Origin of the sequence: Enterococcus sp. DIV1767, from assembly GCF_050542585.1 — a bacterium.
Classification (GTDB): domain Bacteria; phylum Bacillota; class Bacilli; order Lactobacillales; family Enterococcaceae; genus Enterococcus_D; species Enterococcus_D innesii.
This window is the reverse complement of the sequence record NZ_CP172936.1, coordinates 1031688-1057766: the sequence shown is the minus strand read 5'-3', so window position 1 is coordinate 1057766 and position 26079 is coordinate 1031688. Positions and strand designations below refer to the sequence as shown.

Genomic DNA, 26079 nt, shown 5'->3' with positions numbered 1-26079 from the left:
AAAAATCCCCGTGAGCGTCATCTCTAGATGGTTCACGGGGATTTTTTATTCGTGTTCAGTTGCCAACAAATCGGCAAAGACCGCCCTTGTCAATTGTTGCAACGCTTGTGGGGCAAGCCCCATCTGCAACCCGCGCTTTCCTGCAGAAACCACGATTTCTTCCAGTGTCTGCGCCCCACGATCAATATAAGTAGGAAAGAGCTTTTTCATCCCGATCGGCGAACAGCCGCCGCGAATATAGCCAGTCGTCTCTTCTAAATCTCTCAGATGCAGCATCTCTACTTTTTTGTTTCCACTGACTTTGGCTAACTTTTTCAGATCCACTTCTCTATTTCCAGGAATCACAGCCACCAGCGGTCCTGTTTTGTTCCCCACTGCCACCAGCGTTTTGTAGATAGCTTGCGGGCGTGCTAGTTGCGCAGCGACGGATTGCGCATCGAGATGATCTTCCGACCACTCATAGGTGTATTCGTTATAGGCGATTTTCTGTTGTTCTACTTGACGGATCGCATTGGTTTTTTGTTTCTTCTTCGCCATTTTATCCCTCTTTTGTTTTGGTTTCTTCTAAGAGAAGGCCTTGGCTGGTCTTACTCATTGAGTGAAAATTCTTGTAAGTAGTTGGTCATTCGTTCGATCGGTATTTGTCCAGGTGCTGATGCCCCTTGCAACGAAGCAAAAGTAAAGACCGAACCAGTCAATGCCCCACTAACACGGCTGATTTTCCCCAGCTCCCCCATCGACATGATCGCCAACGGCAGTTGGTTGAAGCCACGAGCTTTAGTAATGATCCCCATTAAACGTAAAACGTCTTGGACTTGCTTGGGCATCATCGCTAACTTGCCAACATCGGCACCAAATTGATTCATTACGCCGATTTTTAAAATCAACACAGCATCTTCTGGCGTTTTCTCAAAATCATGATTGCTCAGTATCAGCTTTACCTGTGCCTTTTTGATTTCTTGAATAAAGCCGCGACCTAAAAATTCAGCTTTCTCTAATTCGATATCGATCCAATCGATCAAGCCTGAATCAGCAGCAGCTAAACACAATTCTTTGTATTGGGTCAACGTGAACGGCCGCTCGCCCCCTTCTTCTATGGTTCGAAAAGTAAAAAGTAGCTCTTTTGATTTTAAAGTCGTGCGAATATGAGACAATGCATCTAAGACCGCTTGTTGATCGTCTGCATGTTTGTAATGGTCAACGCGCCATTCAATGATCTGTGCTTCTGATTCCTCAGCAGCAAGGGCTTGTTTTAAAATTTCCTCATTGGTTTTTCCAATCAATGGGACACAAATCAGGGGTGTTTTCCCATCTAACGTTACTGGTTTTGATCGGCTCATCTCCTTCACTCCTTTTTCATTTGATAAAAGAATACTTTCAGATAATTACCTTCTGGAAAGTGCTTATCTACCGCAAAATCAGCTGGTAGACGATAACTTTGAATACATTCATAAGGAACATGTGCTTTCTCTAATGACGCTTCGATCATTTCTTGAAACTTCTTCGAGGACAGATTGGCCGCATTCGTTGAGGCGATCAATAAACCATCTGGCGCTAAAATCTCCAAGCTATCTGTGACTAAATCGCCATAGTTTTTTGCAACCGAGAAGACTTTTTTCTTGTTGCGGGCAAAACTCGGCGGATCTAAGACGATCACATCAAAGCGCAAGTCTTTTTTGCGGGCATAATTGAAGTAATTGAAGACATCCATGACATGGATACGCTGGGTATCTGGATCAATGCCATTAACTGAAAATTGTTCGCGGGTCTTTTCCAAACTGCGTTTTGCCAAATCAACACTCGTGGTCTGAGTAGCCCCACCGACAGCAGCAGCGACAGAAAACGCCCCCGTATAACTGAACATATTTAAAACAGACTTGCCAGCTGCCAAACCATCGACGAGTTGGCCACGAACTTCTTTTTGATCCAAAAAGATGCCCGTCATTAGTCCTTCGTTCAAATACGTCGCATACGTGACGCCATTTTCTTTCACCAGTAAGGGTTCAGGCGCCGTTTCCCCATAGACCCATGCTGATTCAGGCAGTTCAGACGCAAAGCGGATTTTTTCATAAGCCCCTTTGATCTCGGGAAAGATTTGACGAAAAGCCGCCACGATCGCTTTTTTATGTTGATAAAGGGTGGCATTGTACCAAGAAAAAACGACATACTCGCCATACAAATCTACGGTAAGTCCCCCCAATTGATCCCCCTCGCCATTAAAAAGACGAAACGCATCTGTCAGTTCATCTTGATAATACGCACTACGCTTGCCTTTTGCTTTTGCAAAGCGTTGTGCAAAGAATGCTTGGTCGATCACTGTTTCTTCAAAGGATACGACCCATCCGATCCCTTTGTTTTGTTCACCTAGATAGCCGATACCTAAAAATTGGTTGGCCTGATCAGTAAAGGTGACCCACTCCTTTGTCTCGATTGCTTGTTGAAGATCTTCTCGTTGGATCAACGGATTCTTTTTGCGAAGCTTCGCTGATCCTTGCTTCGTTAGTTTTATTTTCATGTTCATCTGCTCCATTCATTCTCCTTTTTAGTATAGCAAAAAGCGACTGTATTGTCTGTATCATTGAAAGTAAAGAAATACTTAATTCCGCGTCATGACAAGGAATTCATTTGACACGTCTTTCCCAGCCTAGTAAAATGTACTGTGATGTAAAATCGTAATGTACCGGTTATACTGGAAAAAGAGAGGACGATTCCTTTGAAAAAAAATAAAGTATCCACCTTTGTGAATACAAGAATGGGCTTTTTTTTCCTATTAGCCCTATTATTTTGGCTAAAAAATATCTTTGCCTATATGGTGGACTTCCACCTAGGGATTGAAAGCAGCATTCAGTACTTCATCTTATTCATCAATCCGATCGCAACGACCTTATTACTGCTGTCGATCGCATTGTACGTAAGAAGAACCAAAGCAGCTTATATCACGATGCTTGTGATTTATTTCTTGATGACCTTGCTTTTGTTCTCCAATGTTTCATACTATCGAGAATTCACTGACTTTATCACCATCAACACGATGCTTGGTGTTGGAAAAGTGGCAAGTGGTCTAGGAGAAAGCGCGATCCGCTTGTTCCGTCCCTACGATGTGTTGTATTTCATTGACTTTATCGTGCTGATTGCAGCCTTTTCAATGAAGAAAATCAAAATGGACACTCGTCCTGTGCGGGCACGGATGGCTTTTGCGATCTCAACCTTAGCTGTTATGGTCTTTTCTGCCAATCTTTTCTTAGCAGAAGCGGATCGTCCTGAATTGCTTACTCGAACGTTTTCTCGTGACTATTTAGTCAAATATCTTGGGATCAATGCCTTTACAGTTTATGATGGCGTACAAACTTATCAAGCTTCGCAAGTACGTGCCGAAGCGAGTCCCAACGACATGAACGAAGTAGAGAGCTATGTTAAAGAACATTACGCAGAACCAAATGATGATCTGTTTGGTATCGCAAAAGGCAAGAATGTCATTTATATTCACTTAGAAAGTGTTCAGCAATTCTTGATCGATTATAAATTGAAAGATGAAGATGGCGTGGAACATGAAGTCATGCCGTTTATCAATAGTTTATACCATAGCGATAGTACCTTTAGTTTTGATAATTTCTTCCACCAAGTAAAAGCTGGGAAGACCAGTGATGCCGAAACATTATTCGAAAATTCCCTGTTTGGATTGAATCAAGGAGCGTTATTCACTCAACTGGGTGGGAAAAACACCTTTGAAGCAGCACCAGATATTTTAGGTCAAACGCAAGGCTATACCAGTGCCGTTTTCCACGGAAATACTGGTACCTTCTGGAACCGAAATGAAACTTACAAACGGTTTGGCTATGATTATTTCTTTGACGCTTCTTATTATGATGTCAATGATGAAAATTCATTCCAATACGGGTTGCATGACAAACCGTTCTTTGAACAATCGGTACAATACTTAGAACGTCTGCAACAACCGTTCTATTCAAAATTCATTGCGGTTTCTAACCACTACCCTTATTCTGAATTTACCAATGAAGAAGGCGGCTTCCCGCTAGCGAACACTTCTGATCAAACGATCAATGGCTATTTCGCAACCGCGAATTATTTGGATAAAGCCGTAGAAGAGTTCTTCAATTACTTGAAAGAAAGTGGCTTGTACGAAAACTCCGTCATCGTTTTATATGGTGACCATTACGGAATTTCCAATTCTCGTAACCGTAACTTAGCAGAATTGCTTGGAAAAACAAGTTCTACGTGGACAAACTTTGACAATGCGTCGTTACAACGTGTCCCTTATATGATTCATATTCCAGGACAATCAAATGGCGGCATCAATCATACGTATGGCGGTCAAGTTGATGCATTGCCAACCCTATTGCACTTACTGGGTGTGGATACATCGAACTATATTCAACTGGGACAAGATTTATTCTCTGATCAAAATGAACAACTGGTTGCCTTCCGTGATGGCGACTTTGTGACACCAGACTACACTTACTATAGCAGTACATTGTATGACAATCGTACCGGCATGCCGATCAACGATCCATCCGATGAATTGCAAGCCAAAGTCGATGAATGGAAAGCCAAAGTCGACAAACAGCTTTCGGTTTCTGATCAGATCAACAATGGTGATCTCTTACGTTTCTACGCGAAGAGCGGTTTAGAAGAAGTTGATCCTTCGACCTATAATTACAAAGATGCCCTTCAGCAAATGATGGATATCGAAAAGAATCTAGGCAGTGATTCAACCAGTGTCTTTTCTCAAAACGGGAATCAATCGACCGTCGATCTGTACCAAACAAAAACCTTCCAAGAATACCAGCAGATGATGGAACAAGATAGCGGCGAGTAAAGTAAGAACAACCAATGATCAATCCAGTAAGGCGCCTGCCTTGCTGGATTTTTTTGCGCTATTTGTTAGGAAAACGTCGAACTTTCTCGCCACTTTTTTAGCTTCGATATTTTACTACAAGAACTTCATACTTTATTCAAACTCCCCTTTTATACTATGTACTAGGATGAGGTGAATTAGATGAAAACTATACATTTTGCGATTGCTAGCATTTTTTATCATAAAAAAGCCATGGTGCTTTATACGCTTGTATCCTTCTTTGCCGTAATTGGCTTGATCGTGACGTTTGCCTTGATCTACTCGATGGATCAAGTGATCGCTCAGACAAGAGATCTCTTAGCGACAGAAGATCTGCAAACGAAAGTAGCCGAAGAGATCCAACCGGTTACGACAATCTATCATCAACTGTTCTATTTGATTTTCAGCGCCTTTACGCTGGTCTTTATCGGCTTTCAAGTTTACTACCAACTATATAAACGCTCGGAATACACTGCTTGGTTAGCAAGTGGCGCTACCACCAGACAATGGGTAGCAATGCAGATCATTGAAATGCTCTTACCGCTCCTAGCAGCCGCTGTGATCGCCTTTGTGTTATTGCTACTCTTCCAGCCTTATTTCCAGCGGGAATTACTTAGTGGGCATATCATTGCCCTTGATCGAGAGCGTGCTTCTGATAACTTTTGGGAGGCTGTCCAAAGTCTTCCTGGACAAGAATTCGCCATTACGATTCCGCAAAATAGTCAAATTCTGGTCCAAAATGTCGATTTGAACAGCACCACTTGGCTTGCTATTTTATTTGAAAGCACACGCCACACACTTGTCGTCTTACTTGCCGCTGTGACCGGTTTTACTGGTTTGATTGCCAGCGGACATAGTCTGTATTGGAGGAAAAAACAATGGAAAAACCAACTCAGCTAACGAAATCAATTGGTTTCTATTATGTTTCGAAAGACAATGAAACAAAAACTTCTGAATTAAGTTTGCTGCTTTCACAAAAAAAAGCAATCTTGATTCGTGCTCAATGGCCCTCCGTTCCCTTTTTATCCGTGATGGACAATGTATCTCTTGCAAATAAAAAAGGGGACGATTTAGAGAGTGTACTGCCTTATGTTCAGCTTCCCTTATCAGCTTTAAAAAAAGAGCGGACAGAGTTAGCCCCCTTTGAGGAAATCAAAATTCAACTGCTCTTAGCGTTACTTTCAGAAAGAGAAACCCTTTTAATCGAAAATGTTTTGAGCACGTTAACAACAAAAGAGGTCCAAATCCTGCTGCCTTTGTGCCAAGAAATCGCCGAACAATTTGCTGTTGCCATCTATTTGATCCATGAAGACGAATGCTTTGCCCATACGCCCTATACCACTTATCTATAGTTTACATAGCCCTCAAACAAAAAGGCTTGCTTGCAAAAGCAAGTCTTTTTGTTTGAGATGCTGCCAATGAAACGCAAAAAATCGACCGGCTAATCAAATTGCTGCCGGTCGATTCCTTATTCTTCATTTAAGTCGATATCTGGAAAAGAGATTTTAAAGGTCGTGCCTTTGCCAAGTTCACTTTCTACACTGATCTTTCCTTTGTGCAGGCGTACGAGCTGTTCAACGATCGATAGTCCCAGACCAGATTCACCAAATTGACGGTTTTTGCGGGAAGGATCAACTTTGTAGTAACGATCCCAAATATTCTTGACTTGTTCTTCAGACATGCCGATTCCCGTATCACTGATTTCGATGATCGTTTCCAAGTAGCCTTTTTCGATTCGAACCCGAATTTCTCCATCTTCCGTAAACTGGATCGCATTTTGTAAAATATTGACCATGATTTGGACAAACCGATCATAATCCGCGTAGACGTCAATTGGCTCTGTTGTTTCTAAAATCAACACATCTTTGGCGATTTCTGCCTTGCTCTCCAGTTGCGTCAGTAGATTTTTGATAGTTTGCGTCGCATCAAATTTTTTGATGACCATCGAGATTTGATTGGTTCTGATTTTTTCGTAGTCAAGGTTTTCGTTGACTAGACGAATCAAACGATTGGTTTCATTTTTCATCAAGCGGATCGCATTGTCTTTTTGATTCTCAGGAATTGCGTTGTACTCTAAGCCCTCCAATAAGCCATTGATAGTCGTCAATGGGGTACGCATCTCATGAGAAGCATCCGCCATAAATTGCCGACGACGTTCTTCTTGCCGTTCAATCTCTTCTTGGGATTCTTTTAAGGATTTCGTCATTAAATTAAAATCTTCGGCTAATTCATCAAATTCATCCCGATTATGCACCGGCAAGAAAATATCAAAATTGCCATTAGTAATTTCTTTGGTTGCCCGTTTCATGCGATTGATCCGCCTTACTTGGAACGTAGCAAAAAGGTAACTGATCAATAATGAGACAACGATCGAGATCAAACAAACTTTAAACAAGTTTTGATTAAAGGCACTGACAAGATTCAAAATACTGCTTGCCGATTGCGAAACCACCATTACCCCGTAAAAATCCGTACGATTGACAGAAAAAGGTATCAACACATAGGAAGTCAGTTCTTTTTCCCCGTATAAATTTGTGGCGGAGGTCAGTTGTAGACGCGCCCCATTTTCTAAGGATTGCCAGTCTTTTTCAGAGATCGGAAAATCAACAGCATGAGCGGTATCTAGTGGATAAATAATATCATCAGGACTTTTAAAGAAAGCAAAGGAGATATCTTGGTTGCTCAAAATATTCTCAGCCAAACGCAAGGAATACTGTAGATAGCCATCCCGGGTCATATTTTGCTGTAAATATTCTGAGTCACTGATTTGCGAAATCGTCGCGACCGACGAAGCATACCCCATTAACTGCTCATAATTCCGTTCTTGTAACGTTTGGCGTGTCATTTGAGTAAACGCAATACCAATCGTCATCAAGATCACGAAGATCACCACAAAAAATGCAATCAGCTGTTGATACAGGTAGCGCATTAAGCAGCACCCGCATCATCAAATTTGTACCCAACGCCCCAGACGGTTTGAATGATCTGTGGCCCCACTTTTTCAATTTTTTGTCTTAGTTTTTTGATATGTGCATCGACGGTCCGTTCATCGCCAAAGTATTGGTAATCCCAAACCAGTTCTAACAACTGTTCTCTCGAAAATACTTGTCGCGGTTTTTTCGCTAACGTATAAAGCAAATCAAATTCTTTCGGCGTCAACCCATCGATGGGTTGACCATTTAAATAGGCTTCCCGTGTTTTTGTGTTCATTTTGAAATGATCGGTGACGATATCAAAGGTGGCATCGGAAGCTTCAGGTGTTGTTTTGTCAACCAATTCACTACGGCGGTGTAGTGCCTTGATCCGCGCGATCAAGGTCAGTGGACTAAAGGGTTTCGTCACATAGTCATCTGCCCCCATCTCCAACCCGATGACTTGATCGCTTTCTGAATCACGGGCCGTCAACATAATAATAGGTACTGTGCTGGAGATTTTGCGAATTTCGCGCGCCACCATCATGCCATCCATGGAAGGAAGGTTCAAGTCAAGGGTGATCATGTCCCATTTGTCTGGTTCAGCAGCGAAGGCTTCCAGCCCTTCTTTGCCGTCGTATTTAAAAGCCGCTTCCCATCCTTCATTCAAGAAAAACATTTGCATCATTTCAGAAACAGATTCGTTGTCTTCAATCATTAATATATTCATTTTCTTCACCTCTATGTTCTTTATCAAATCGTTGCAGATTCTCTTCGATCAGGCCAAAGATCGGCACGATGAACCAAGGGATCGCGATCATTTCAATTAGAAAAAAGTTGGTCCATTCTTGCCATTTCAAGACAAACCCAATGAGCGCCATGATTCCGCCAAAAAGCAGAAAGAATCGGGCAGATAGTTTTTGGGCCTGTCGCCAATTTCGTTCATTTTGTTTTGCCAGATAGGAACGGTAGCCATAAATAAGGTTCATTTTTTTTGATGGAAAAAGAAAAAAAGTGAGACCAATCAAGAAAAAAATGCTGCCAATTACTAAAAAAATCATCGTTTCACTCCATTCTTCCTATAGTATACTCGAATTTCTTTCTTCTACCAACAACTTCACCGATTATTCATAAAGGTTTGCCTTTTTTTCAATCTTTGATAAGATTGTGAGTGGACTATGACTATAAACCTTAGGAGTAAGATACATGACCTATAAAGCATTAACATTTTTTGATCTTGACGGTACGCTTTTAGATGAGCACTCGCAAATCACTTCGGAAATTGCTGAAGCGATGGCGATGTTGCGAAAAAATGAAGTACTGCCGATCATTGCAACGGGAAGAACCGAACCTGAAGTTACCGCCATTCGTGAAGCAGCTGGGATCACCTCAAACATCGTCATGAACGGGGCCTTTATTCGCATTGACGGCAAAGAAGTTTTTTCTGATACTCTAGAACCTGAGCTTTGCGCACGAATGTACCAAGCCGTCAAAGACAATGGTGATGAGCTGTGTTATTACAATGAGAAAGGCTATTGGGCGACTGGTCACACCGAGGAAATGGTCGGTGCATACAACTACGTACGTAGCCCTCTCCCAGAAATCGATCCTCTGCATTATGAAACGGACCGGACCAATATGTTGCTGGTTTTAGGTGTCGGCAACGATGCTTATTATCATGAGCGTTTTCCAGAATTAACTTTTTATCGTAATACGCCTTTTTCGATCGATGTCGTAAAATCCGGCACCTCTAAAGGAACTGGCGTGAAAACCTTGGTAGAATTGTTGGGTCTAGAAGATGTACCTACCTTCGGCTTTGGTGACGGCAGCAACGACTTCGCTCTTTTAGAAGCCTGCGACCACAAAATTGCAATGGGAAATGGAATTCAAGAGTTGAAAGAGTTGGCAGACTTCGTGACCCTGAAAAATACCGAAGGCGGGATCGTGCACGCCCTGAAACACTTTGACTTAATCTGATTCTTTGCATACAGGCAAAACTATGGTATACTAATGAATGGTAGCGATACCCCTTTTATCAAGGGGATGTTACGGATTCGACAGGCATAGTTGAGCCTGAATTGCGCTTCGTAGGTTACGTCTACGTTAAAACGTTACAGTTAAATATAACTGCTAAAAACGAAAACTCTTACGCTTTAGCTGCCTAAAAACAGTTAGCGTAGATCCTCTCGGCATCGCCCATGTGCTCGAGTAAGGGTCCTATTCTAAGTGGGATACGTTTTATCTTTCCGTCTGTAAGATAAAAAAGAGAGCATCAGACTAGCGATACAGACTGCCTGTCACTCGGCAAGCTGTAAAGCGAACCTTCAAATGAGTTGACTATGAGCGTAGATTTTTAGGTAGCAATATGTTTGGACGCGGGTTCGACTCCCGCCATCTCCATTTTAAACTGTCAGTAAGTGACACTAAGAGCCAAAACCTTGATTTTACAGGGTTTTGGCTTTTTACTTGTGCCAGTATGTGACACTATTTGACTACCACTCTAAATAGTTTTCTAAATAGTTTTTTCAAAAGCACGCAAAAAAGTCCACCACTTCGAAAAGTGATGGGCTAGAAGTGATGCCGTCCGCTGGCGTGCTTCCTAAATCCTTCTGTGTCGCCTTCTCTGATTTCTATAGGATATAAAAACAAAGAGAACCTTAGAATAGTCACGTCGCTACAGTGTGATTACGATATTCTAAGTGTTCTCTTTTTTGCCTTAGCCTACTTTTCAAAAAGTTATTTTTTCGTGAGTCTGATAATTTCTGAAATATCGTCAATTTCTAATGCATTAGCGATTCTTTCAATATGTTGAAGGTAAACTTTCTCTCGTTTTCCATTTGCCAGCTTATTAATAATCGAAGGTTCAATATCCGATAAGCGTGCTAACTCTCTTAGAGAAATTCCTCTGCTTTTTACAAGCTCTTTTAAGCCTATTTCTATTCTTCTGTTCATGTATTCCCACCTTTTCTGCAAACAGATGTTGTTCCTAGAGACATCATATAGTAAAATAGGATTAAAAGTGGTGTCTATACAAACATCAATAAAATCAGAATGGAGGCGTTACGTTGAAAGAAATAGAAAAGATGGGTATTAAGACGAGTAATAAGCAGCCGGTAAAAGAAATTAGCTACCAGGACATGTATCGTTTAGGAGATACTTTGGAGCAATTAAGATCTTGGCAAGAGCCGCTCTGTGTATTAGAAAAATTTTTCAGTGACAAAAAAAGACCCGCGAATAAGCAGAAAATCATCCGAGATTATCATGCCTGCTCCTTATTATTCAATGTTTTTCTCACAGACTTTGGTAGCTCCCTCGAAAAAATGGAACGTCAGATTGGTGAGTTAAAAACGCGAAGAAAAGTTTAATACAAGAACGATAGGTTAAGCTCCTATCAAGCTATAGACTATCGTTCCCTTTGCTATTTTGGGTTAAAATTGAAAATGTTTAACAGCTTGTTCCCTTCGTTCTTCCGATTTGATATGATGAAAGCATCAAACGTAGGACGTGATTAGATGAAATTGACCTTATTAGAACCCTCGTTTTCTGTCATCCAAGTAAAGAATATCGATCCTTCGATGCTGAAGATCGTCCCTCTATTTTTTGCCCAGACCTCAGAAGAACTTTCTTTGGTATTGCCGACTACCAACGTCCCTTCTGAAACGATAAACAGAGAGGATGGATGGAAAGCCATTAAAATAATCGGTGTACTGGACTTCAGTATGATCGGTATCATTGCAAGAATCTCTTCCCTTCTAGCCGAAGAATCGATTAGTATCTTTGCTCTTTCTACCTTCAATACTGATTACATTTTAATCAAGGAACATCAAGTAGAACAAGCTCGTACGGTTTTAACCGACAATGATTATTTCTTCGTCAAATAAGAGAAACCCTTTGCTTCATAATCTAGTCATCCCTATTGCTCACCTCAATAAACACAAAGAACGACTGAACCAAAAAAGTTCAGTCGTTCGCTTGTATTTTTCTCGTCGTTTAAGAAAGATAAGAGTACTAGGTAGTTCAAATGGAAGACTTCCCCAAGCTTTCATTTGCCCCAGTACTCTTCATTGCTCGTTGTTACTTTAATAATAATACAAAAATGATTTTTATTCAATAAATATGTCCAAAAATCATAAAAAATGCCTTTTTATGACAATTTATAGGGTTTTCAATTCATTTCTAATAACATCTTTCCTATTTCTATTTATATTCTCGATCCCTTTACCTTCTCTCCTAACTGAATGAACTCGTAAAAAAGAAGCATTTTTGTTTCTTAAGTATTGAATTTGAGTGATTTTGCCTTGTCAATCGAGTATTCTCATGCTAACATGATTATGCAAACGTTAACAATCTAAAATGCACACGTGAACATTAATGTTGAGGAGGATTTTTTATGGTAAAAATTTCAGATGTTCAAACAGCGTATTATCGGATTCCGCTTCCGGAAATCATGGAAGATGCAAAACACGGCCTACACACCCACTTTGAAGTGCCTATCGTCAAGATCGTTACTGATGATGGCCGCGAAGGTGTGGGCTATACGTACACCGGTGGCTTTGGTGGTGAGTCGATCGCCAAACTGATCGATAAAGAACTAAAAGCAATCCTTTTAGGGAAAGATCCAGCATGTGTGGAAGCCTTGTGGGATCAGATGAACTGGGGCATCCATTATGTTGCCAGAGGAGGTTTAGCGAGTTTCGCCATTGCTGCTTGTGATATCGCCTTATGGGACTTACGTGCGAAAAAAGCACAAGAACCCCTCTACAAACTTTTAGGCGGCGCAAGTAACAAAGTCAAATGCTATGGTGGTGCGATCGATCTAAACTTTCCTCTTGAAAAACTCTTAGCCAATAATCAAAAATATTTAGACATGGGATTAAAAGCGGTCAAAATCAAATTGGGGCAAAAAACCCTTGCCGAAGACATTGCTCGCATAAAAGCGGTCAGAGAATTGATTGGTCCCGATGTGGTCTTTATGGTGGATGCCAACATGAGCTGGTCGGTTGAAAAAGCGATCAAAGCCGCCAAACTGATGGCGCCTTATGACATTTTGTTCCTTGAAGAACCAACGATCCCCGAAGATTACGAAGGCTACGCGCGTATCGCTAAAGAAGGGCAAATTGCGGTCGCAGGCGGGGAAAACTTGCGCACCCCGATCGAATTTGCTCATATGACCAAATATGGCAATGTCGATTTTCCACAACCCGACGCTTCCAATTGCGGTGGGATCACCGGCTGGTTGAAAATTGCTGCCTTAACACAAGCGAACAACGTATCGGTTTCTACTCACGGCATGCAGGAATTACACGTCAGTCTCTTAGCAGCGATGCCTAATGCTGGGTATCTCGAAATGCACAGTTTCCCAATCGATCAATACACCACGAGACCGTTAGTGATCGATCCATCCGATGGCTGTGCGATTGCACCAGAAGAACCAGGGATTGGCGTCACCTTTGACTGGGAGAAACTTGCTCCTCATAAACAACCCTTTTAACTGAAAACCCACGTTGATTTCCTTTACTATCAGGAAATCAACGTGGGTTTTTATTACAGAATCAATGGTTTTTCTTCAAATGGCAGCCACCGTTCATCAATCAGGGAACGATACCAAGCGGCTGATTTTTTTAATGACCGGGTCCGTTCTTCATTTAACTCAATTCGGACGAGACCATAGCGGTTCTTAAATGCATTCATAGGTGAAACACAATCGGTAAATGCCCAAAGCATATAGCCTTCGCAGTTGGCACCTTCCTCGACAGCTTTTAGCAGCCAGTAAAGATGTTCAGTAATAAATTGAATTCGATAGTCATCTTGAACTTGTCCTGTTGCATCCATATACTGTTCTTCATTTTCCCGCCCCATACCGTTTTCAGTAATCAGCCATGGAATATTCCCATAATTCTCTTTCAGGTAATTAGCCATATCGTACATGACCTTCGGATAGATTTCCCAGCCACGAGAGTTATTCATTTGTTTTCCTGGCAAATCAAAGGTCTCATAAAACATTTCCGGATGAAACGGTGTATCCGAATGCCATTGATACCGTGGTGCCCGCACGCGTTTCGGGTAGTACTGATTGACCCCTAAGAAATCCACCGTATGGGTGCGGATCGTTTCCAAATCTTCTTCTGTCGGATCAAAGTAGATGCCATAGGTTTGGCAAAGTGTGATAAGTTCCTCTGGATAATGACCTTTGACCATTGGATCAAAAAAGATCCGGTTGAAAAAGAGATCATACATTTTTTGCGCGTTTTGATCCTCCGGTGAGGAAGAGCGTGCGTAAACCATTTCTGGATTCAGCACACAACCGATGCGCCCCTCATAGCCTTTTTCATGATAGGCAGCCACTGCTTGGGCGGATGCCAATACTTTGTGATAGTTCCAAAGCATCCATTTTTTCGTATTTTGTTCATGGGGCCAGCGGATCGCATCGAGATAACAACGAGTCTGAATAACGATCGGCTCATTGAAGGTAAACCAATGTTTGACTCGATCACCGTAACGTTCGAAGGCGATCTCGGCATAACGGGTATACAGATCGACCACTTTCCGCGAGCTCCAGCCATCATAGGCATCCATCAAACTAGCTGGCAGTTCATAATGTTCCAAACAAAGCATCGGTTCGACTCCAGCCGCAAGCAATTGGTCGATAAGCTGATCGATATGAGCAGCATAGTCTTCATCAACGATCAGCTGTTCATGGTCGGTAAAGAAGCGCGCCCAGTTGATCGATGTTCGGTAATGGGTCAAATGAACCTCCTGCATCAGTTGAATATCCTCTGAAAACTTTTCCATAAAATTCGTCGCAACAGCCGGTCCATAGCCATTATGCCAAACAAAGCGTTCTTCTTTGTACCAGCGGTCGAGATACGAATCTTGCCCTTCTTTCTTTCCTTGCCAGCCTTCTGTCTGCCAAGCAGACGAAGCAGCCCCTAAAATAAATGTCTCAGGTATTTTTACCATTTTTTCAAAACTCCTTTATGCAACTTCATTGGTCGTGCGATTCATTACCAAAACAAAAGGGAGATAGATTAAAATCGCCACGACAATACAGATAACTTGCGTGATCACAGCCCCGATATCCCCAGCAGTAGCTAGATAAGCATTGACGATCGGTGGCATTGGCCATGGGACCATTACCACTGCTTTAGCGGCAAAGCCTAGGCTTGTGGCCACGTACCCAATCGTTCCTGTTACTAATGGTGTCAGGATAAAGGGAATCGCCAAAATGGGATTCAACATAATTGGCATTCCGAAGATCACTGGCTCATTGATATTGAAAATCCCAGGTGCTAATGACAATTTAGTGATTTGGCGCATGTCCTCCCGCTTGCCGGCGATCAAAATCGCAATCAGCAACCCAATCGTCACGCCAGAGCCGCCCATACTCATATACATATCCCAAAACGGCATCGTAATGATATTGGGTACTTCTTTTCCAGCTTCAAAAGCTTCCGTGTTGACGGCGATTGCTGCCAGCAACAATGGTTCACGAATGGGTTTGACCATCTGGTTCCCATGAATCCCGATGACCCAAAAGACTTGTGCGATAAACATCAACAACAAGATACCTGGTAATCCTTGGACGATCCCTTCCAGTGGTCGTTGGACGACATTGTAGATGATATCGTAAGCATACATCCCTGTGAGTGCTTTGATAGTAAAACCAGCGGTGGCGATGATGGTCACGGTGAAAATCGTTGGAAACAATGCCGAAAAACTTGCCGAAACATTCCCTGGAACACTATCAGGCATCGTGATCTGCAGCCGTTTTTGTCTTCCTAGCCACGCATAAAGCTCGATGGAAACGATCGCAACGAACATGCCTAAAAATAGACCTTTCGTGTCCGTATATTGCTTAGCCAGCACGTTTTCAGCAACCACCGTCGCATCTTCGTGCAAAAATTCAAAGATCATTGGATTAACAGAAAGATAAGACATCACGGCGATGATTCCTGGAAAGACCCCCGAAATCTTATTTAATTTTGCTAGCTCAATCCCAATCAGAAACACTGCATAGATCGTTAAGAAACTCAACGTCACATAACTGACCGCAGATGAGATCGGTTTTAAACTTTCTAAAAAGCGCAGTGCCTCGATTTGTGCCAATCCATTTTCAGCATCAAAAACCATTGCTGAAAACAAAGTACCAAATGCTCCGGTAATGATTACTGGAATCAAAGCAGCAAAGGCATTTTTAATGACCATGATGTAGCGTAAATTGTTGATCCTATTGGCAAACTTTCCTAAAACGTCAGCGAGTCGATCCATAAATCCTTGCATAAAACTCCCTCCTATCCCCCTATTCTTCAATCGCTAGAAAACGATTACATTACAAATGTAATTCATTTCCTGAAGAATGTAAACGCAGGAAAAGCCTTTAAAACAAGGTATGTAAAGCTCCAAGTTTACATACTTCGTTTTATCACTTATTATTATTTTGAGGTGAAGCAAATGGCGAACTACCATGACATCGCTGCCGATCTACGGAGCAAAATCAATCACGGGTTTTACGAAGAAGAGAAAAAATTGCCGAAGCAATCCGAACTGGCTGTCCATTATCAGACCAGCCGCGTGACAATTCAAAAAGCATTGAATATTTTACAAATGGAAGGCATTATTTACGGTAAAAAAGGCACGGGTACCTTTATCAGCGACGCCTATTCAACCTTCGATTACAACGCCAAGATCAATCGTGGATTGACCAAACGTCTTGGGGAAACAGGAAAGATCACCAGCAAGATCATTTCTTTTGCCATTCTTTTTCCCGATGAGAAAGAACAAGAAAAACTAAAAATCCGCAGTGACCAACAAATTTATGATATCGTTCGTTTGCGCCTGTTTGACGATATACCCGTTGTTTTAGAATATACCATCATGCCGCTTCATGTCATTCCCGGGATTACCGAGGAAGTCTTAAACTCATCGGTCTACGGTTATATCACCAACCAGCTACACTCCTCGATTGGGACATCTGTCCGTCGCATCAAAGCGGATCGTGCAGATACCTATGATCAGCAATACTTAGCTTGTGCTGCCACCGATCCCATCTTAGAAGTGGAACAAACGGTTTATCTCGGCGATGGGACGCCTTTTGAATTTTCTCAGTCACGGCATCGTTATGATATGGGAGATTTTATCGTCGTAAATAATTAATACGCTGCGTATCGAGTACCTCTGAGTGAGGATCGATACGCAGCGTATTTTACTTAAAAACATTGCTGATAGACTGTTTGACCAATTTCTCTTAGCCAACTGATCCCTTGACCACTACCGGTTTTATCATAGGAAAACGCCGCAATGATGATCGTCGTTTCATTGGCTTGTAAATACGCTACATCGTGTTCGATGCGGTCAAGACGGCCTGTCTTATTAAAAATGCGGCACGCAGGATGCGTTGTTTCAGCAAAAGTCCCTGGTATGCCCTCTTGAAATTGCTGCTGATTTAAGGCTGAAAATCCTAGGGCAGCTTCTTCTTGTTTAACACACCTTAGTAGTAGTTTGGCAGCCGCCGAAGGGGTCAAGCGGTTCTCCTTGTCTTTAATCGGTCGCATCATATACCGTTCAAATTGGATCTCCGGCTCCTGGATCCATGCTTGAAGTGTGGGCAACCCAGCTAAGTCCAACAGTACATTGGTGGCGGTATTATCAGATACGGCGATCATCGCTGTAAGCAGTTCACTGATAGCCCAGCTTTTTTTCTGAGGAAAAAGACGGAGGACCCCAGCGCCACCTGTCAGATCAACGGGGCTCACACAAATTACTTGTTGGGGATCGATCTTTTTTTCGATGATTTGTTCAAGGTAATAGGCATACAATACAAGCTTACTGATACTTGCTGCTGGAAATGACTTATGACTCTGATAGTCAACAAGACATTTCGTTGGCGTACCAATCCATAACCCCATTTCCAATGTTGCTTGATATTTTTTTAGGATATGATTTATTTCTAAATAAACGTCATCTTTTGTCATCAAACGCTCCTTTCCTCAAAGTCAGTAAAGGATTGCTTATGTGCCCGGTTCAATTGGTGTATTTGGTTTGTCTTGCCAATAGCGCGCCACAACTGCTAGTTCCGGTTCATAATTAGAACCAGCGATTTTGGTTTTCATGACCCGCGATCCGGGTGTTCTTGAATGAATCATTTCATCATCCCCCAAATACAACCCAACATGATGGACTTCACCTTTTCCTTCTTCATAAGCAAATAGCAACAGATCTCCCGGTTGTGCCTGACTGTAAGGTACAATGTTTGCTTGTTGTGCTTGCTCAATCGTATCTCGGGGGATCAAAATACCATGAAGTCGATGCAGCGAATACATGAATCCAGAACAATCAAAGCCACTGCCGCTAATGCCTGCCCAGACATAGGGCTGATTCAAAAATTGTTCTGCTAGTGCAATCATTTTCTCGGGCAGATTTGTCCATGTATCCACAATGACTTGAGCAAAGGATTTAGCGATCGTTGCTGGTCCATTAGGCGTAGCCACTCGATAGGAATCTGTGGTTTCCCCAACTAGGGGTAAAACCGTCCCAAAAGAAACGATCCGTGTCGCAGAGTCAAAAACAAGCAAAGCTTCTTTGGCAGTCACGCCGAGCATTCTTTTAGCTGTTGCATAGTCTGGTGGCAATGGCTTCAATACCTCGTTTGGTAGATAGCCGGGATAGCCAAGTGGGTGTTTATTGCTTTTTTGATCCAAGACGATCACATGGGCCCAACCATCCGTTTGGTCGATGACTTCTACAATCGTCCCATATAATACTTCGGAGTCCACTAAGCTTTCCTGATAAAGCCGCATCGTATCTTCATCAGTCAAAAAAGTGTGCAGTGCTTCTAAAGGGAATGCTTTGATTTTTGCTAGTACTTTGTTTTCTTTGGGTTCCTTCCATAAGAAGGAAGAGCCAGCCTGAACAATTTGTTTCATCTTTGCTCCTCTCATAACTGTTTATTCGTTGATTCCTAGTCCGATGCGTTCGGTGACGCTCAAGCTTCCTGGACGCTGAAGAATCCCTTGAGTTTCAGGGGAAGTCGTTTGGGTCTCCCACATAAAAGGAACATCCAGATCATAAAATCGGACATCGTTCATCCCTAAGGCAAAATGGGCGGCGGCAGCCATTCCACCATACCCTTCAATCATCGAACCGACCATCACCGGCACTTGATGCTCTTTTGCCAATTGATAAATTTTTTGTCCCTCTTTGATCCCGCCGCTTTTCATCAATTTAATGTTCAAATAATTGCAGCAGTTTTCAGCAATCAAACGTTTGGCATCCTCATAGGAAAAAAGACTTTCATCGGCCATGATCGGAATCGTCGTACGAGCAGTCACATAGCTGAGTCCAGCAAAATCATGGGCTTTTACTGGCTGTTCAACAAACTCGATCGGAATGTCTTGCCATTGGTCTAAAATCTGCACCGCTTCTTCTTTGGTCCAGCCTTGATTGGCATCAATTCGAAAGGAGATCTTTCCTGCCAAGCGTTCATTGATGCGGCGAATTTTCGCAACTTCCTCTTCGATCGTTCCTGCCCCTAGTTTGATTTTCAAGGAGCGAAACCCCGCTTGGACTTTTGCTTGCGCATCCTGTAGCATCTGCTCCTGTGAGCCGACACTAATCGTATAATCGGTTGCTAACCTATTGACAGAACCTCCTAAATAACGGTAAAGCGGTAAGTTAGCTGCTTTAGCCAGTGCATCATGCAATGCAATATCGATCGCCGCTTTAGGGCTCGTATGATGCTGGATCAACGCATGAAGCTCATCCATTACCGACAATTGCGCATCTACCTTTCTGCCTAACAGGAAGGGGGCAAAAACAGTTTCGATATCTTTTAAAATACTTTCTTTTGTATCGCCGGTGATGACTTCGGTAGGTGCTGCTTCTCCGATGCCAACGATCCCATTGTCAAAAGAAAGCAGCACTCGAATCACTTCGACGGCGTGCACTTCTCTAAGCGCCGTTTTAAATGGTGCATTCAGCTGGATCGGAATTCGTTTGGTTTCAACTGCTGTGATTTTCATTGGCGTTCCCCCTAAAAAGAAAAGCCGTTCTTATCTAGCTGGAATGAATCATTCCTCTTCACTGCTAGATAAAGAACGGCTGTATTCCTTGTTCTCAAGTTGCTGAACGCTCGAATGGCGTTCCTCTTTTCTGCAGTACTGTTTGACTACATCAGTCAGTAGATGTATGAAAGAATCAATTTTTATACTTATTCTTCGACAAACACATTTTTATAGTCATAGGCAGCACCGACACTATGAACGATGAGACCTTTGATCTTAGGCGACCGCAGATGTGCTTCTGCACTTTGAAAAAGCGGAATAATGCCCAAATCTTCATTTAAGATTTTTTCTGCTTCCACCATATTTTCCCAACGGGCTTCTGGGTTGTTGGCATTTTCATTGGAGGCTTGTTCGATCAATTGGTCGTAGTCATCATTTAACCATTTCCCACGATTGTAGGAACTGTCTTTTTTGAACAATTCTAAAAAGTTGATTGGATCTGCATAATCACCGATCCAATTGTTCATGACCATCTCAAAATCGCCGCTATTGGAACGATCCAAACGAACAGAAAAAGGAACATTTGTGACTTCGACAGTCAATCCATCCAGTGTTTGCTGCAAGGTTCCTTGAATGTATTCCGCCATTTTTTTCGATTGGTCGGTATCTGAGGTCAGCAGCTCGAAAGACAACGTATCGATCCCCAGCTCAGCTTTGGCCTTTTCCCAATACTCTTGGGCTTTTTCTTCGTCAAAGGCTAACGTGGTTGCCGCATCCTCAACAAAGTCAGCTTTTGTCTCTGGATTGAAAGCTAGGTCAGAAGGAACAAAACCGACAGCCGGTAATGAGCCGTTGCCTAAAATATTCTCAACGATTTGTTGCCGATTCATGCTATACGAAATGGCTTGGCGCAAATTTGCATTTCGAAAAGGCGAATCTTCTGGTGCTTGATTCATTTCTAAATACTGAGTGGTTGCACTAGGCTGAACAATGTAATCAGGATGATTCACATTCTGCATCGCCAATTCACCGCTTAAAATAATGTCATCGGCTTGTCCGCTTTCGTACAAGTTATAAGCAGTCGATGAGTCTTTCACGACATCGAAATTAACTGTTTCAAGTTTGACTGAATCGGCATCCCAATAATCCGGATTTTTTTCCAATGACCACTGGATATCGGTGCCTGGGCCAGCATAATTGGTCAATAGGAATGGTCCATTGTACGCCGCGTTTTCACTTGTTAAGGCGTATTGATCACCAAATTCCTCCACGACACGTTCGTTTTGTGGGAAGAAGGTTGGAAAAGCCAGTAAAGATAAAAAGTAAGGTGTTGGTTTTTCTAACGTGATTTTCAACTCATGATCATTGACTGCTTCGATCCCTAACTCGCTTTTATCTAGCGTGCCATCTGAAATAGCAGATGCATTTTTAACGGGTGCTAGCATATAGGCATAATTGGAAGCTGTAGCTGGATCAACGGTTCGCTGCCAGCTAAAAACATAATCAGCCGCTGTAACTGGATCACCATTGGACCATTTTGCCTCTTCTCGCAGTGAAATGGCATAGGTCAGGCCATCTTCACTGACTTCAGCGTCTTTACTTGCCCCAGCAATTACAGGAACATTGTTCTCATCCAAGCGATAAAGGCCTTCATAAGCATTGTTCAGAGTAATAAAGCTATAAGAGTCGGTTGCTAAAGAAATATCGGCACTGCCCATCTCTGCTGAAAATTGCACATTGATCACTTGCTCTGCAGAAGAAGCTGCTGATGAATCCGTCTCGTTTTCTTGCGCGCCATTTTGACAAGCTGCTAAAAAGAAGCTGCCTAGTAACACAAGTGATACTGCATATTTGCTACGTTTCCCCATTTCTACTCATCCCCTTCTAACATTCAGATAATTCAAAAAATTCTGTTTGTTGTACCGAGTTTACCGCATGTTTATGCAGCCTGTCAATTTAACTCGACCAAAAAATGTAAGAGGTTACATGGTTGTGTCAGAAGCGCTCTTCTGAATGTAAAAATTAGAAAAGTGCGACTTTATGCTGAATATCGTTGACAGGAGTCGTGCCAAGAAAGCATACAAAAAAGTACTGATCTTCTAGTGATCAGTACTTTGGCTACTCTCTTATACATCATTTCGCAGGTAAAATGGATAAAAAACTTTCTTAATTTTCCTTACCTTTCATACAAAAAAAGAAGACACAAATTTCGTCTTCATAGCGCTTTCTCAGAACCTTCCCACTTTTTTGCCTTTCAACTCAAGGAATAAAAGAAATCTCCTCAGAAAGTAAAAAAAACGTATCTATTTTAAAATGGGAGTGGTACACTAAACAAACGAAGAGTATTGCACGTGAGAAAAGAAAGACTTCCCCAAGTATCCATTTTCTCCAATACTCTTCGGACTCTTCAGTACGTATATTAATTATACGTACTTTTTTCATTTGTTCAAGGCTTTTGAAGGATTTAATCAAAAAGCAAAAATCGATAAAAACGTACAAATTCTCAATGCTAATTGACAATGATTCTCAATTAGGGCTATACTAAATGAAATCACTCACAGCAAGGAGGAATTTCATGTATATCCGTACCGTCGCATTTGAAGTAATTCCTGAAGGTAAAGAACGATTTCTAGCTAAAATGAAAAAAGATACCGCCTCAATGAAAACATTTGCTGGGTGTCACTCTGCTGAAGCTTGGTTTTCAGAATCAAAAGACAGCCTCGTTTTCCAGTTAGTGTCAAAATGGACTGAGAAAAAAGCCTTTCAAGCTTGGTTAAAACGTCCCGAACATTTGCAAAAGCACCGAGATGCGTATCGAGCTGAAAAAGAAGGAACTGCAAAACCGAGCCTTGTTTTGTCCAAGACCGGCCAAGAATTTGTCTTGATCGATGAAGAACCTAGTCCTAGTTAGACTATAAGAGCGATCCACCAAAGCTGATTCCGTTCGCTTTGGTGGATCGCTTTCTTGTTCAGTATCTCTCTTTTCTATTCCACCGTTCGCTCGTTCAGGGTTCTTCCTTGCTGATCTTTTAATTGAAGCCAGCCATTGGTCCCCCCATAGTAAAGAAACATGCCGACCTCATTGACACTTTTTAATACGACGTCTGCAATCGTTCGTCCCTCTTTGATCGCTGATTGATTCTCTTGCCGTATCTTTTCTGCTAATCGAGCTGAAAATCCCACCGAGCCGTCTTTGTTCAATGGAACCTCTTGACGCAAGGTAGCGCCTTTTTCAATTCGAACCTCGTTGCGTTTCTGCCAATAGACCGTTGCTGTACTTCCTTGATAATCCACCATAAAGGGTTCATCTTGTAATTCTTTTGACCATTTATGACGAGGTTTGCTCCCTTTTTTCACCTCTTTCGTTTCCTTTTTGCTGGTGGATACATACCCCAGAAAATCGATCAAGCAATCAAATGGTTCCGCACAAACAGCGACCCCTTGTTGCAGTTCCTGTGGAATCATGATAGGTGCGTTGGAAGCATTAGACAGTTGGTATTTCTCTTGATAATAGGCTGCTAAGTATGGCGCCATGATCTCCCAAGGTGGTGTAAGGATTATTAAGCGGTCATATTCTTGCTTGTCATCAAATGTTTTCTCATCTGCGACTGATAGTAATTGGCCTTTTTTTATGGTTAAGAGGACGGTATTGTCTTTTGCTTCAATAAGTTTTCCTTTAACAATTTGCATTTGCCCTGCTTCCTGCGGCAATTCAAAAAGCATCTGTTTGTCATCAATGACCGTTTTTTCTAATTCCATTTTGCTCCCTGCTTTCTGCTAGTTTCTCGCCCATTATAGCATGTATTTTTCTACGCAGCTGTGTCGAAGAATCAAAAAAAGAGGCTGCTTCCAAGAAACAGCCCCTTTTTTAAGGGAATTGGTTTACGTGCATGGTTTCATTTTATTTTGATTGGGTGATTACCAATGGATCAGCTAAAAAAGCACTCAACTAGTGCTGGTTGATAGATCTCATTGTATTTTGCAACTACTCGTCCGCAACGTTCTTCGATATCTTCATGATCGATTCCATCATAGCGAATCACATTTAATACGACACACCTTTCCATTTTTCTGACCACTTCACCGATCACACGACTTTGTAAGCCAACTGGTTTACATTCATATGCTTTACCTAATACAATTGTTTCTGCTTCCATAATTCTCTCCTTAAAAATTCATTTTTCTAATTGTATTATCATATTATCATCTAATTTTAATTAAATAAAGAAATATGCCCGTAATTTGTAAATAATAACTAAAAAAAGCGTTCATATTCAATGAACGCTTCGCTTTAAAACATTATGTTGTTTTTACGTTAATATTAAAAAACAAGTGCTTTATTGGCGACTTGCTACCAATAACGCCGCAAATTCTTCCAGATATTTCTGATCGATCGCATCATAGCTGTTTGTTTTTCCACTATCGATATCCAGCACGCCAAGCAGCTGATTACCAGCTACCATGGGAACTACGATTTCAGACATTGCTGCTGAGTCACAAGAAATATAATTTTCATGTTCTTTGACATTGGGTACGATCAATGTGGTTTTTTTCTCCGCTGATTCCCCACAAACCCCTTTGCCTAATGTGATTCTGGTGCAAGATACTCTTCCTTGGAATGGGCCTAAGATCAGTTCGCCTTCTTCAAATAAGTAGTAGCCGGCAAATACTGTATCTTCCAATGTTTCATTCAGTAAAGCAGAAGAGTTGGCTAGATTGGCGATCCAATTACTCTCCGCTTCTAACAACCCTTTTAATTGCAGAAGCATCAATTCATACGCTTCGATTTTTTTATTCATTTTCTCACCTCTGTCCTTGATTATAAGCAAACACAGAGGATTTGTCTCGTCTAAATTGCTGGGTACTGGAAACAAAAAATGTGAATAAAGAGAAGTCGCCTGAATCAGTCTACTTACTAACCTTTGTCAGCAACCGATCTCGATCGATTGGGTTCTCCTTCTCAATCATCTGCTGAACTACTCTGCATCAATCACAGTAAAACGAGTATTTTCATGTCGCACTGTTTCGATTTCATCAAGGATTGCTTTGGCTAACGTACCACTGGATGTTACTGATTCCTTTTGGTCATTGAATAGCAAGTGATCTTTCCCTAAAATCGCTGGTTTAGCTGGTCCTTCTTGAAAGACGTTCCCAGGAGAAATCCCCACCCAAGGGACATTTTTGACGGTTTCTAAAAAGAGGTATTCGTCTAGCTGATTTTCTGGAATCGCAATCCAGCTTTCACTTCCTGGGGCTTTTTTCAATTCGGTAAGATTGCGTTCGCCCGCTTCGTTGAACAGGCTGCCAGCTCCTAAAATGAAGAACAAGCGTGTGTTCTTTTCTCGAAACAGGTGCACTAATTTTGCTGCCAAATCCACATGCAAGTACGCTTGGTCAGGACTTGTCGCAAACGCATCGACCAATACGTCAAACCCGTCGAGGTCTCCTTCTGTTAACGAAAAAGCATCTTTTGTAAGTGTTTTGACTGTATCACCAAATTGTTCTTTGGCCTTCGCTTCATTTCTAACGATAGCAGTCACCTCATGTCCTCGCTGTACTGCTTCTTGATAAATAGCTGAACCTGCATTTCCTGTTGCGCCAATAACACCGATTTTCATGATAATCATCCTTCCTCATCTTTTGTTTGACTAAAATAGTTGTTACTAATCAAGTTACAACTAGAGTATAAAAGAAACTTTCTTTCCTGTCAAGAAATTGCTTAGCAGGTGAAAGTTCTTTTTACTGTGTTGTGTCCGTTCAATCTACTGTTTGGCTTCTCCTCGAATGCCTTCAATGATTGATTGCAACGAGATGGCACTCATCTCCTGCTCGATTTTCTTTTGCAGCACATCATAGGTTTCTTCTAATACCCCTTGAATATTCCCCCCAATTAAGCAGTTGGGGTTGGTTTTTTTGTCTGCATGTAAAAGATGGTGATCTTTTTCAACACTCGCATAAATGTCTAACAAAGAAATCTCATTTGGTTCCTTCGTTAGTTTAGGGTTTGGTTTTCCTCTTTGGCTTTCGATCAATCCAGCAACCCGTAAATCACTCATAATCCGGCGAACATAAGCAGGATTCGTTTCAACGCTCTGGGCGATCCGATCACTTGATAAATCAGTTCCTTTAAAGAGGTGGATGTAAGCGAGGATGTGAATGGCGTCGCTGTATTTGGTTGAATATTTCACTTCGTCTCCACTCCTTTTTCTTGTATCATACCTCTTTTTTAGCATTTAGACAAAGGGGACTGATCAATCTTACAAAACTCAAGAATCCCGTCAAAAAAAACAGCCCTCAAAAAGTTAGCACAAAA

The 26079-nt window shown here is 41.9% G+C and carries 27 protein-coding genes and 1 other RNA gene; 10 read left to right on the top strand and 18 right to left on the bottom strand.

Annotated elements, in window-relative coordinates:
* Positions 1-45 precede the first annotated feature (45 nt).
* The 3 genes from ybaK to IGI78_RS05075 are packed head-to-tail and all read right to left on the bottom strand — an operon-like array spanning position 46 to position 2515.
* Entirely contained in the window at positions 46-537 is a 492-nt protein-coding gene (gene ybaK, locus IGI78_RS05085; RefSeq protein WP_081119499.1) for a Cys-tRNA(Pro) deacylase, read from the bottom strand.
* A 50-nt stretch (positions 538-587) separates the two neighbouring features.
* Complete coding sequence (aroD, locus tag IGI78_RS05080; protein ID WP_081119498.1) at positions 588-1340, bottom strand: type I 3-dehydroquinate dehydratase; 753 nt, start codon at positions 1338-1340, stop codon at positions 588-590.
* Positions 1341-1345: 5 nt separating this feature from the next.
* A complete protein-coding gene (locus IGI78_RS05075; RefSeq protein ID WP_281201985.1) occupies positions 1346-2515 on the bottom strand; it encodes a class I SAM-dependent rRNA methyltransferase in 1170 nt (389 codons plus the stop codon).
* Between the two features lie 237 nt (positions 2516-2752).
* Here IGI78_RS05075 and IGI78_RS05070 point away from each other — a divergent pair, with 237 nt between their 5' ends.
* The 3 genes from IGI78_RS05070 (at position 2753) to IGI78_RS05060 (ending at position 6207) form a co-directional block, all read left to right on the top strand.
* On the top strand, positions 2753-4837 hold the full coding sequence (locus IGI78_RS05070) for an LTA synthase family protein (RefSeq protein WP_077454265.1): 2085 nt from the start codon (positions 2753-2755) through the stop codon (positions 4835-4837).
* Between the two features lie 180 nt (positions 4838-5017).
* Positions 5018-5755 carry a hypothetical protein gene (locus tag IGI78_RS05065; RefSeq protein ID WP_081119496.1) on the top strand — a complete coding sequence of 246 codons (738 nt, stop codon included), beginning with the start codon at positions 5018-5020 and terminating at the stop codon, positions 5753-5755.
* Positions 5734-6207, top strand: coding sequence for a hypothetical protein (locus tag IGI78_RS05060; RefSeq protein WP_081119495.1), 474 nt, complete (start codon positions 5734-5736; stop codon positions 6205-6207). The genes IGI78_RS05065 and IGI78_RS05060 overlap by 22 nt, the downstream gene beginning before the upstream one ends.
* Positions 6208-6323: 116 nt before the next feature.
* Here IGI78_RS05060 and IGI78_RS05055 read toward each other — a convergent pair whose 3' ends face one another.
* Genes IGI78_RS05055 through IGI78_RS05045 form a run of 3 tightly spaced genes read right to left on the bottom strand, consistent with a single transcriptional unit; the run spans position 6324 to position 8828 of the window.
* A complete protein-coding gene (locus tag IGI78_RS05055) occupies positions 6324-7784 on the bottom strand; it encodes a sensor histidine kinase (protein WP_005237199.1) in 1461 nt (486 codons plus the stop codon).
* Complete coding sequence (locus IGI78_RS05050; RefSeq protein WP_081119494.1) at positions 7784-8497, bottom strand: response regulator transcription factor; 714 nt, start codon at positions 8495-8497, stop codon at positions 7784-7786. The genes IGI78_RS05055 and IGI78_RS05050 overlap by 1 nt, the downstream gene beginning before the upstream one ends.
* Complete coding sequence (locus tag IGI78_RS05045; RefSeq protein ID WP_081119493.1) at positions 8478-8828, bottom strand: SdpI family protein; 351 nt, start codon at positions 8826-8828, stop codon at positions 8478-8480. Before IGI78_RS05045 ends, IGI78_RS05050 begins: the two co-directional genes overlap by 20 nt.
* 145 nt (positions 8829-8973) lie before the next feature.
* Between IGI78_RS05045 and IGI78_RS05040 the strand changes: the two genes are divergently transcribed.
* Both IGI78_RS05040 and ssrA read left to right on the top strand, forming a co-directional pair.
* Entirely contained in the window at positions 8974-9744 is a 771-nt protein-coding gene (locus IGI78_RS05040; protein ID WP_081119492.1) for a Cof-type HAD-IIB family hydrolase, read from the top strand.
* Positions 9745-9806: 62 nt separating this feature from the next.
* Positions 9807-10170, top strand: a transfer-messenger RNA (tmRNA) gene (gene ssrA / locus IGI78_RS05035).
* A 333-nt stretch (positions 10171-10503) separates the two neighbouring features.
* Here ssrA and IGI78_RS05030 read toward each other — a convergent pair.
* Entirely contained in the window at positions 10504-10719 is a 216-nt protein-coding gene (locus IGI78_RS05030) for a helix-turn-helix domain-containing protein (protein WP_034872498.1), read from the bottom strand.
* A 113-nt stretch (positions 10720-10832) separates the two neighbouring features.
* On the opposite strand from IGI78_RS05030, the gene IGI78_RS05025 reads away from it, so the two are divergent.
* The 3 genes from IGI78_RS05025 (at position 10833) to IGI78_RS05015 (ending at position 13258) form a co-directional block, all read left to right on the top strand.
* Positions 10833-11132 (top strand): hypothetical protein, encoded by a 300-nt coding sequence (locus IGI78_RS05025; protein ID WP_195265960.1) that lies wholly within the window; start codon positions 10833-10835, stop codon positions 11130-11132.
* Between the two features lie 147 nt (positions 11133-11279).
* On the top strand, positions 11280-11648 hold the full coding sequence (locus IGI78_RS05020; protein WP_081119490.1) for an ACT domain-containing protein: 369 nt from the start codon (positions 11280-11282) through the stop codon (positions 11646-11648).
* A 509-nt stretch (positions 11649-12157) separates the two neighbouring features.
* The gene (locus IGI78_RS05015) at positions 12158-13258 is read left to right on the top strand and encodes a mandelate racemase/muconate lactonizing enzyme family protein (RefSeq protein ID WP_140965857.1); all 1101 of its coding nucleotides are present in this window, start codon (positions 12158-12160) and stop codon (positions 13256-13258) included.
* A 53-nt stretch (positions 13259-13311) separates the two neighbouring features.
* On the opposite strand, the gene IGI78_RS05010 is transcribed toward IGI78_RS05015, so the two are convergent.
* Both IGI78_RS05010 and IGI78_RS05005 read right to left on the bottom strand, forming a co-directional pair.
* Positions 13312-14727, bottom strand: a complete 1416-nt coding sequence (locus tag IGI78_RS05010) for a glycoside hydrolase family 1 protein (protein WP_081119488.1) — start codon at positions 14725-14727, stop codon at positions 13312-13314.
* 15 nt (positions 14728-14742) lie between these two features.
* Positions 14743-16047: a PTS sugar transporter subunit IIC gene (locus IGI78_RS05005; RefSeq protein ID WP_081119487.1), complete on the bottom strand. Its 1305-nt coding sequence runs from the start codon at positions 16045-16047 to the stop codon at positions 14743-14745.
* A 171-nt stretch (positions 16048-16218) separates the two neighbouring features.
* On the opposite strand from IGI78_RS05005, the gene IGI78_RS05000 reads away from it, so the two are divergent.
* Positions 16219-16920, top strand: coding sequence for a GntR family transcriptional regulator (locus tag IGI78_RS05000; protein WP_077454231.1), 702 nt, complete (start codon positions 16219-16221; stop codon positions 16918-16920).
* A 53-nt stretch (positions 16921-16973) separates the two neighbouring features.
* On the opposite strand, the gene IGI78_RS04995 is transcribed toward IGI78_RS05000, so the two are convergent.
* The 4 genes from IGI78_RS04995 to IGI78_RS04980 form a co-directional block, all read right to left on the bottom strand.
* On the bottom strand, positions 16974-17738 hold the full coding sequence (locus IGI78_RS04995; protein WP_140965858.1) for a serine hydrolase: 765 nt from the start codon (positions 17736-17738) through the stop codon (positions 16974-16976).
* 36 nt (positions 17739-17774) lie between these two features.
* A complete protein-coding gene (locus IGI78_RS04990) occupies positions 17775-18689 on the bottom strand; it encodes a C40 family peptidase (protein WP_189372293.1) in 915 nt (304 codons plus the stop codon).
* A gap of 21 nt (positions 18690-18710) precedes the next feature.
* The gene (locus IGI78_RS04985; protein WP_140965860.1) at positions 18711-19784 is read right to left on the bottom strand and encodes a dipeptide epimerase; all 1074 of its coding nucleotides are present in this window, start codon (positions 19782-19784) and stop codon (positions 18711-18713) included.
* A gap of 188 nt (positions 19785-19972) precedes the next feature.
* A complete protein-coding gene (locus IGI78_RS04980) occupies positions 19973-21634 on the bottom strand; it encodes a peptide ABC transporter substrate-binding protein (protein ID WP_140965861.1) in 1662 nt (553 codons plus the stop codon).
* 707 nt (positions 21635-22341) lie between these two features.
* Between IGI78_RS04980 and IGI78_RS04975 the strand changes: the two genes are divergently transcribed.
* The gene (locus IGI78_RS04975; RefSeq protein WP_140965862.1) at positions 22342-22677 is read left to right on the top strand and encodes an antibiotic biosynthesis monooxygenase family protein; all 336 of its coding nucleotides are present in this window, start codon (positions 22342-22344) and stop codon (positions 22675-22677) included.
* Positions 22678-22751: 74 nt separating this feature from the next.
* Here the strand turns inward: IGI78_RS04975 and IGI78_RS04970 are convergent, their stop codons facing one another.
* The 5 genes from IGI78_RS04970 to IGI78_RS04950 all read right to left on the bottom strand — a co-directional run bounded on the left by IGI78_RS04970 (position 22752) and on the right by IGI78_RS04950 (position 25954).
* Positions 22752-23525, bottom strand: coding sequence for a hypothetical protein (locus IGI78_RS04970; protein ID WP_140965863.1), 774 nt, complete (start codon positions 23523-23525; stop codon positions 22752-22754).
* A gap of 170 nt (positions 23526-23695) precedes the next feature.
* The gene (locus IGI78_RS04965) at positions 23696-23923 is read right to left on the bottom strand and encodes a hypothetical protein (protein ID WP_005237217.1); all 228 of its coding nucleotides are present in this window, start codon (positions 23921-23923) and stop codon (positions 23696-23698) included.
* A 180-nt stretch (positions 23924-24103) separates the two neighbouring features.
* A complete protein-coding gene (locus IGI78_RS04960; protein ID WP_086293039.1) occupies positions 24104-24565 on the bottom strand; it encodes a GAF domain-containing protein in 462 nt (153 codons plus the stop codon).
* 177 nt (positions 24566-24742) lie between these two features.
* Entirely contained in the window at positions 24743-25393 is a 651-nt protein-coding gene (locus IGI78_RS04955) for an NAD(P)H-binding protein (protein WP_077454239.1), read from the bottom strand.
* 135 nt (positions 25394-25528) lie between these two features.
* Positions 25529-25954, bottom strand: a complete 426-nt coding sequence (locus IGI78_RS04950; RefSeq protein WP_034878711.1) for an Rrf2 family transcriptional regulator — start codon at positions 25952-25954, stop codon at positions 25529-25531.
* Positions 25955-26079: the final 125 nt, after the last annotated feature.

Excerpts from the sequence above, each read along its gene's own strand:
- IGI78_RS04995 (WP_140965858.1), bottom strand. The coding sequence starts at position 17,738 with ATGACAAAAGATGACGTTTATTTAGAAATAAATCATATCCTAAAAAAA.
- IGI78_RS05040 (WP_081119492.1), top strand. The coding sequence starts at position 8,974 with ATGACCTATAAAGCATTAACATTTTTTGATCTTGACGGTACGCTTTTA.
- IGI78_RS05075 (WP_281201985.1), bottom strand. The coding sequence starts at position 2,515 with ATGAAAATAAAACTAACGAAGCAAGGATCAGCGAAGCTTCGCAAAAAG.
- IGI78_RS05005 (WP_081119487.1), bottom strand. The coding sequence starts at position 16,047 with ATGCAAGGATTTATGGATCGACTCGCTGACGTTTTAGGAAAGTTTGCC.
- IGI78_RS05000 (WP_077454231.1), top strand. The coding sequence starts at position 16,219 with ATGGCGAACTACCATGACATCGCTGCCGATCTACGGAGCAAAATCAAT.
- IGI78_RS04970 (WP_140965863.1), bottom strand. The coding sequence starts at position 23,525 with ATGGAATTAGAAAAAACGGTCATTGATGACAAACAGATGCTTTTTGAA.
- IGI78_RS04990 (WP_189372293.1), bottom strand. The coding sequence starts at position 18,689 with ATGAAACAAATTGTTCAGGCTGGCTCTTCCTTCTTATGGAAGGAACCC.
- IGI78_RS05015 (WP_140965857.1), top strand. The coding sequence starts at position 12,158 with ATGGTAAAAATTTCAGATGTTCAAACAGCGTATTATCGGATTCCGCTT.
- IGI78_RS05030 (WP_034872498.1), bottom strand. The coding sequence starts at position 10,719 with ATGAACAGAAGAATAGAAATAGGCTTAAAAGAGCTTGTAAAAAGCAGA.
- IGI78_RS05020 (WP_081119490.1), top strand. The coding sequence starts at position 11,280 with ATGAAATTGACCTTATTAGAACCCTCGTTTTCTGTCATCCAAGTAAAG.
- IGI78_RS05065 (WP_081119496.1), top strand. The coding sequence starts at position 5,018 with ATGAAAACTATACATTTTGCGATTGCTAGCATTTTTTATCATAAAAAA.
- IGI78_RS04985 (WP_140965860.1), bottom strand. The coding sequence starts at position 19,784 with ATGAAAATCACAGCAGTTGAAACCAAACGAATTCCGATCCAGCTGAAT.
- IGI78_RS04960 (WP_086293039.1), bottom strand. The coding sequence starts at position 24,565 with ATGAATAAAAAAATCGAAGCGTATGAATTGATGCTTCTGCAATTAAAA.
- IGI78_RS05045 (WP_081119493.1), bottom strand. The coding sequence starts at position 8,828 with ATGATTTTTTTAGTAATTGGCAGCATTTTTTTCTTGATTGGTCTCACT.
- IGI78_RS05050 (WP_081119494.1), bottom strand. The coding sequence starts at position 8,497 with ATGAATATATTAATGATTGAAGACAACGAATCTGTTTCTGAAATGATG.
- IGI78_RS04955 (WP_077454239.1), bottom strand. The coding sequence starts at position 25,393 with ATGATTATCATGAAAATCGGTGTTATTGGCGCAACAGGAAATGCAGGT.
- ybaK (WP_081119499.1), bottom strand. The coding sequence starts at position 537 with ATGGCGAAGAAGAAACAAAAAACCAATGCGATCCGTCAAGTAGAACAA.
- IGI78_RS04965 (WP_005237217.1), bottom strand. The coding sequence starts at position 23,923 with ATGGAAGCAGAAACAATTGTATTAGGTAAAGCATATGAATGTAAACCA.
- IGI78_RS04980 (WP_140965861.1), bottom strand. The coding sequence starts at position 21,634 with ATGGGGAAACGTAGCAAATATGCAGTATCACTTGTGTTACTAGGCAGC.
- IGI78_RS04975 (WP_140965862.1), top strand. The coding sequence starts at position 22,342 with ATGTATATCCGTACCGTCGCATTTGAAGTAATTCCTGAAGGTAAAGAA.
- aroD (WP_081119498.1), bottom strand. The coding sequence starts at position 1,340 with ATGAGCCGATCAAAACCAGTAACGTTAGATGGGAAAACACCCCTGATT.
- IGI78_RS05060 (WP_081119495.1), top strand. The coding sequence starts at position 5,734 with ATGGAAAAACCAACTCAGCTAACGAAATCAATTGGTTTCTATTATGTT.
- IGI78_RS05055 (WP_005237199.1), bottom strand. The coding sequence starts at position 7,784 with ATGCGCTACCTGTATCAACAGCTGATTGCATTTTTTGTGGTGATCTTC.
- IGI78_RS05010 (WP_081119488.1), bottom strand. The coding sequence starts at position 14,727 with ATGGTAAAAATACCTGAGACATTTATTTTAGGGGCTGCTTCGTCTGCT.
- IGI78_RS05070 (WP_077454265.1), top strand. The coding sequence starts at position 2,753 with ATGGGCTTTTTTTTCCTATTAGCCCTATTATTTTGGCTAAAAAATATC.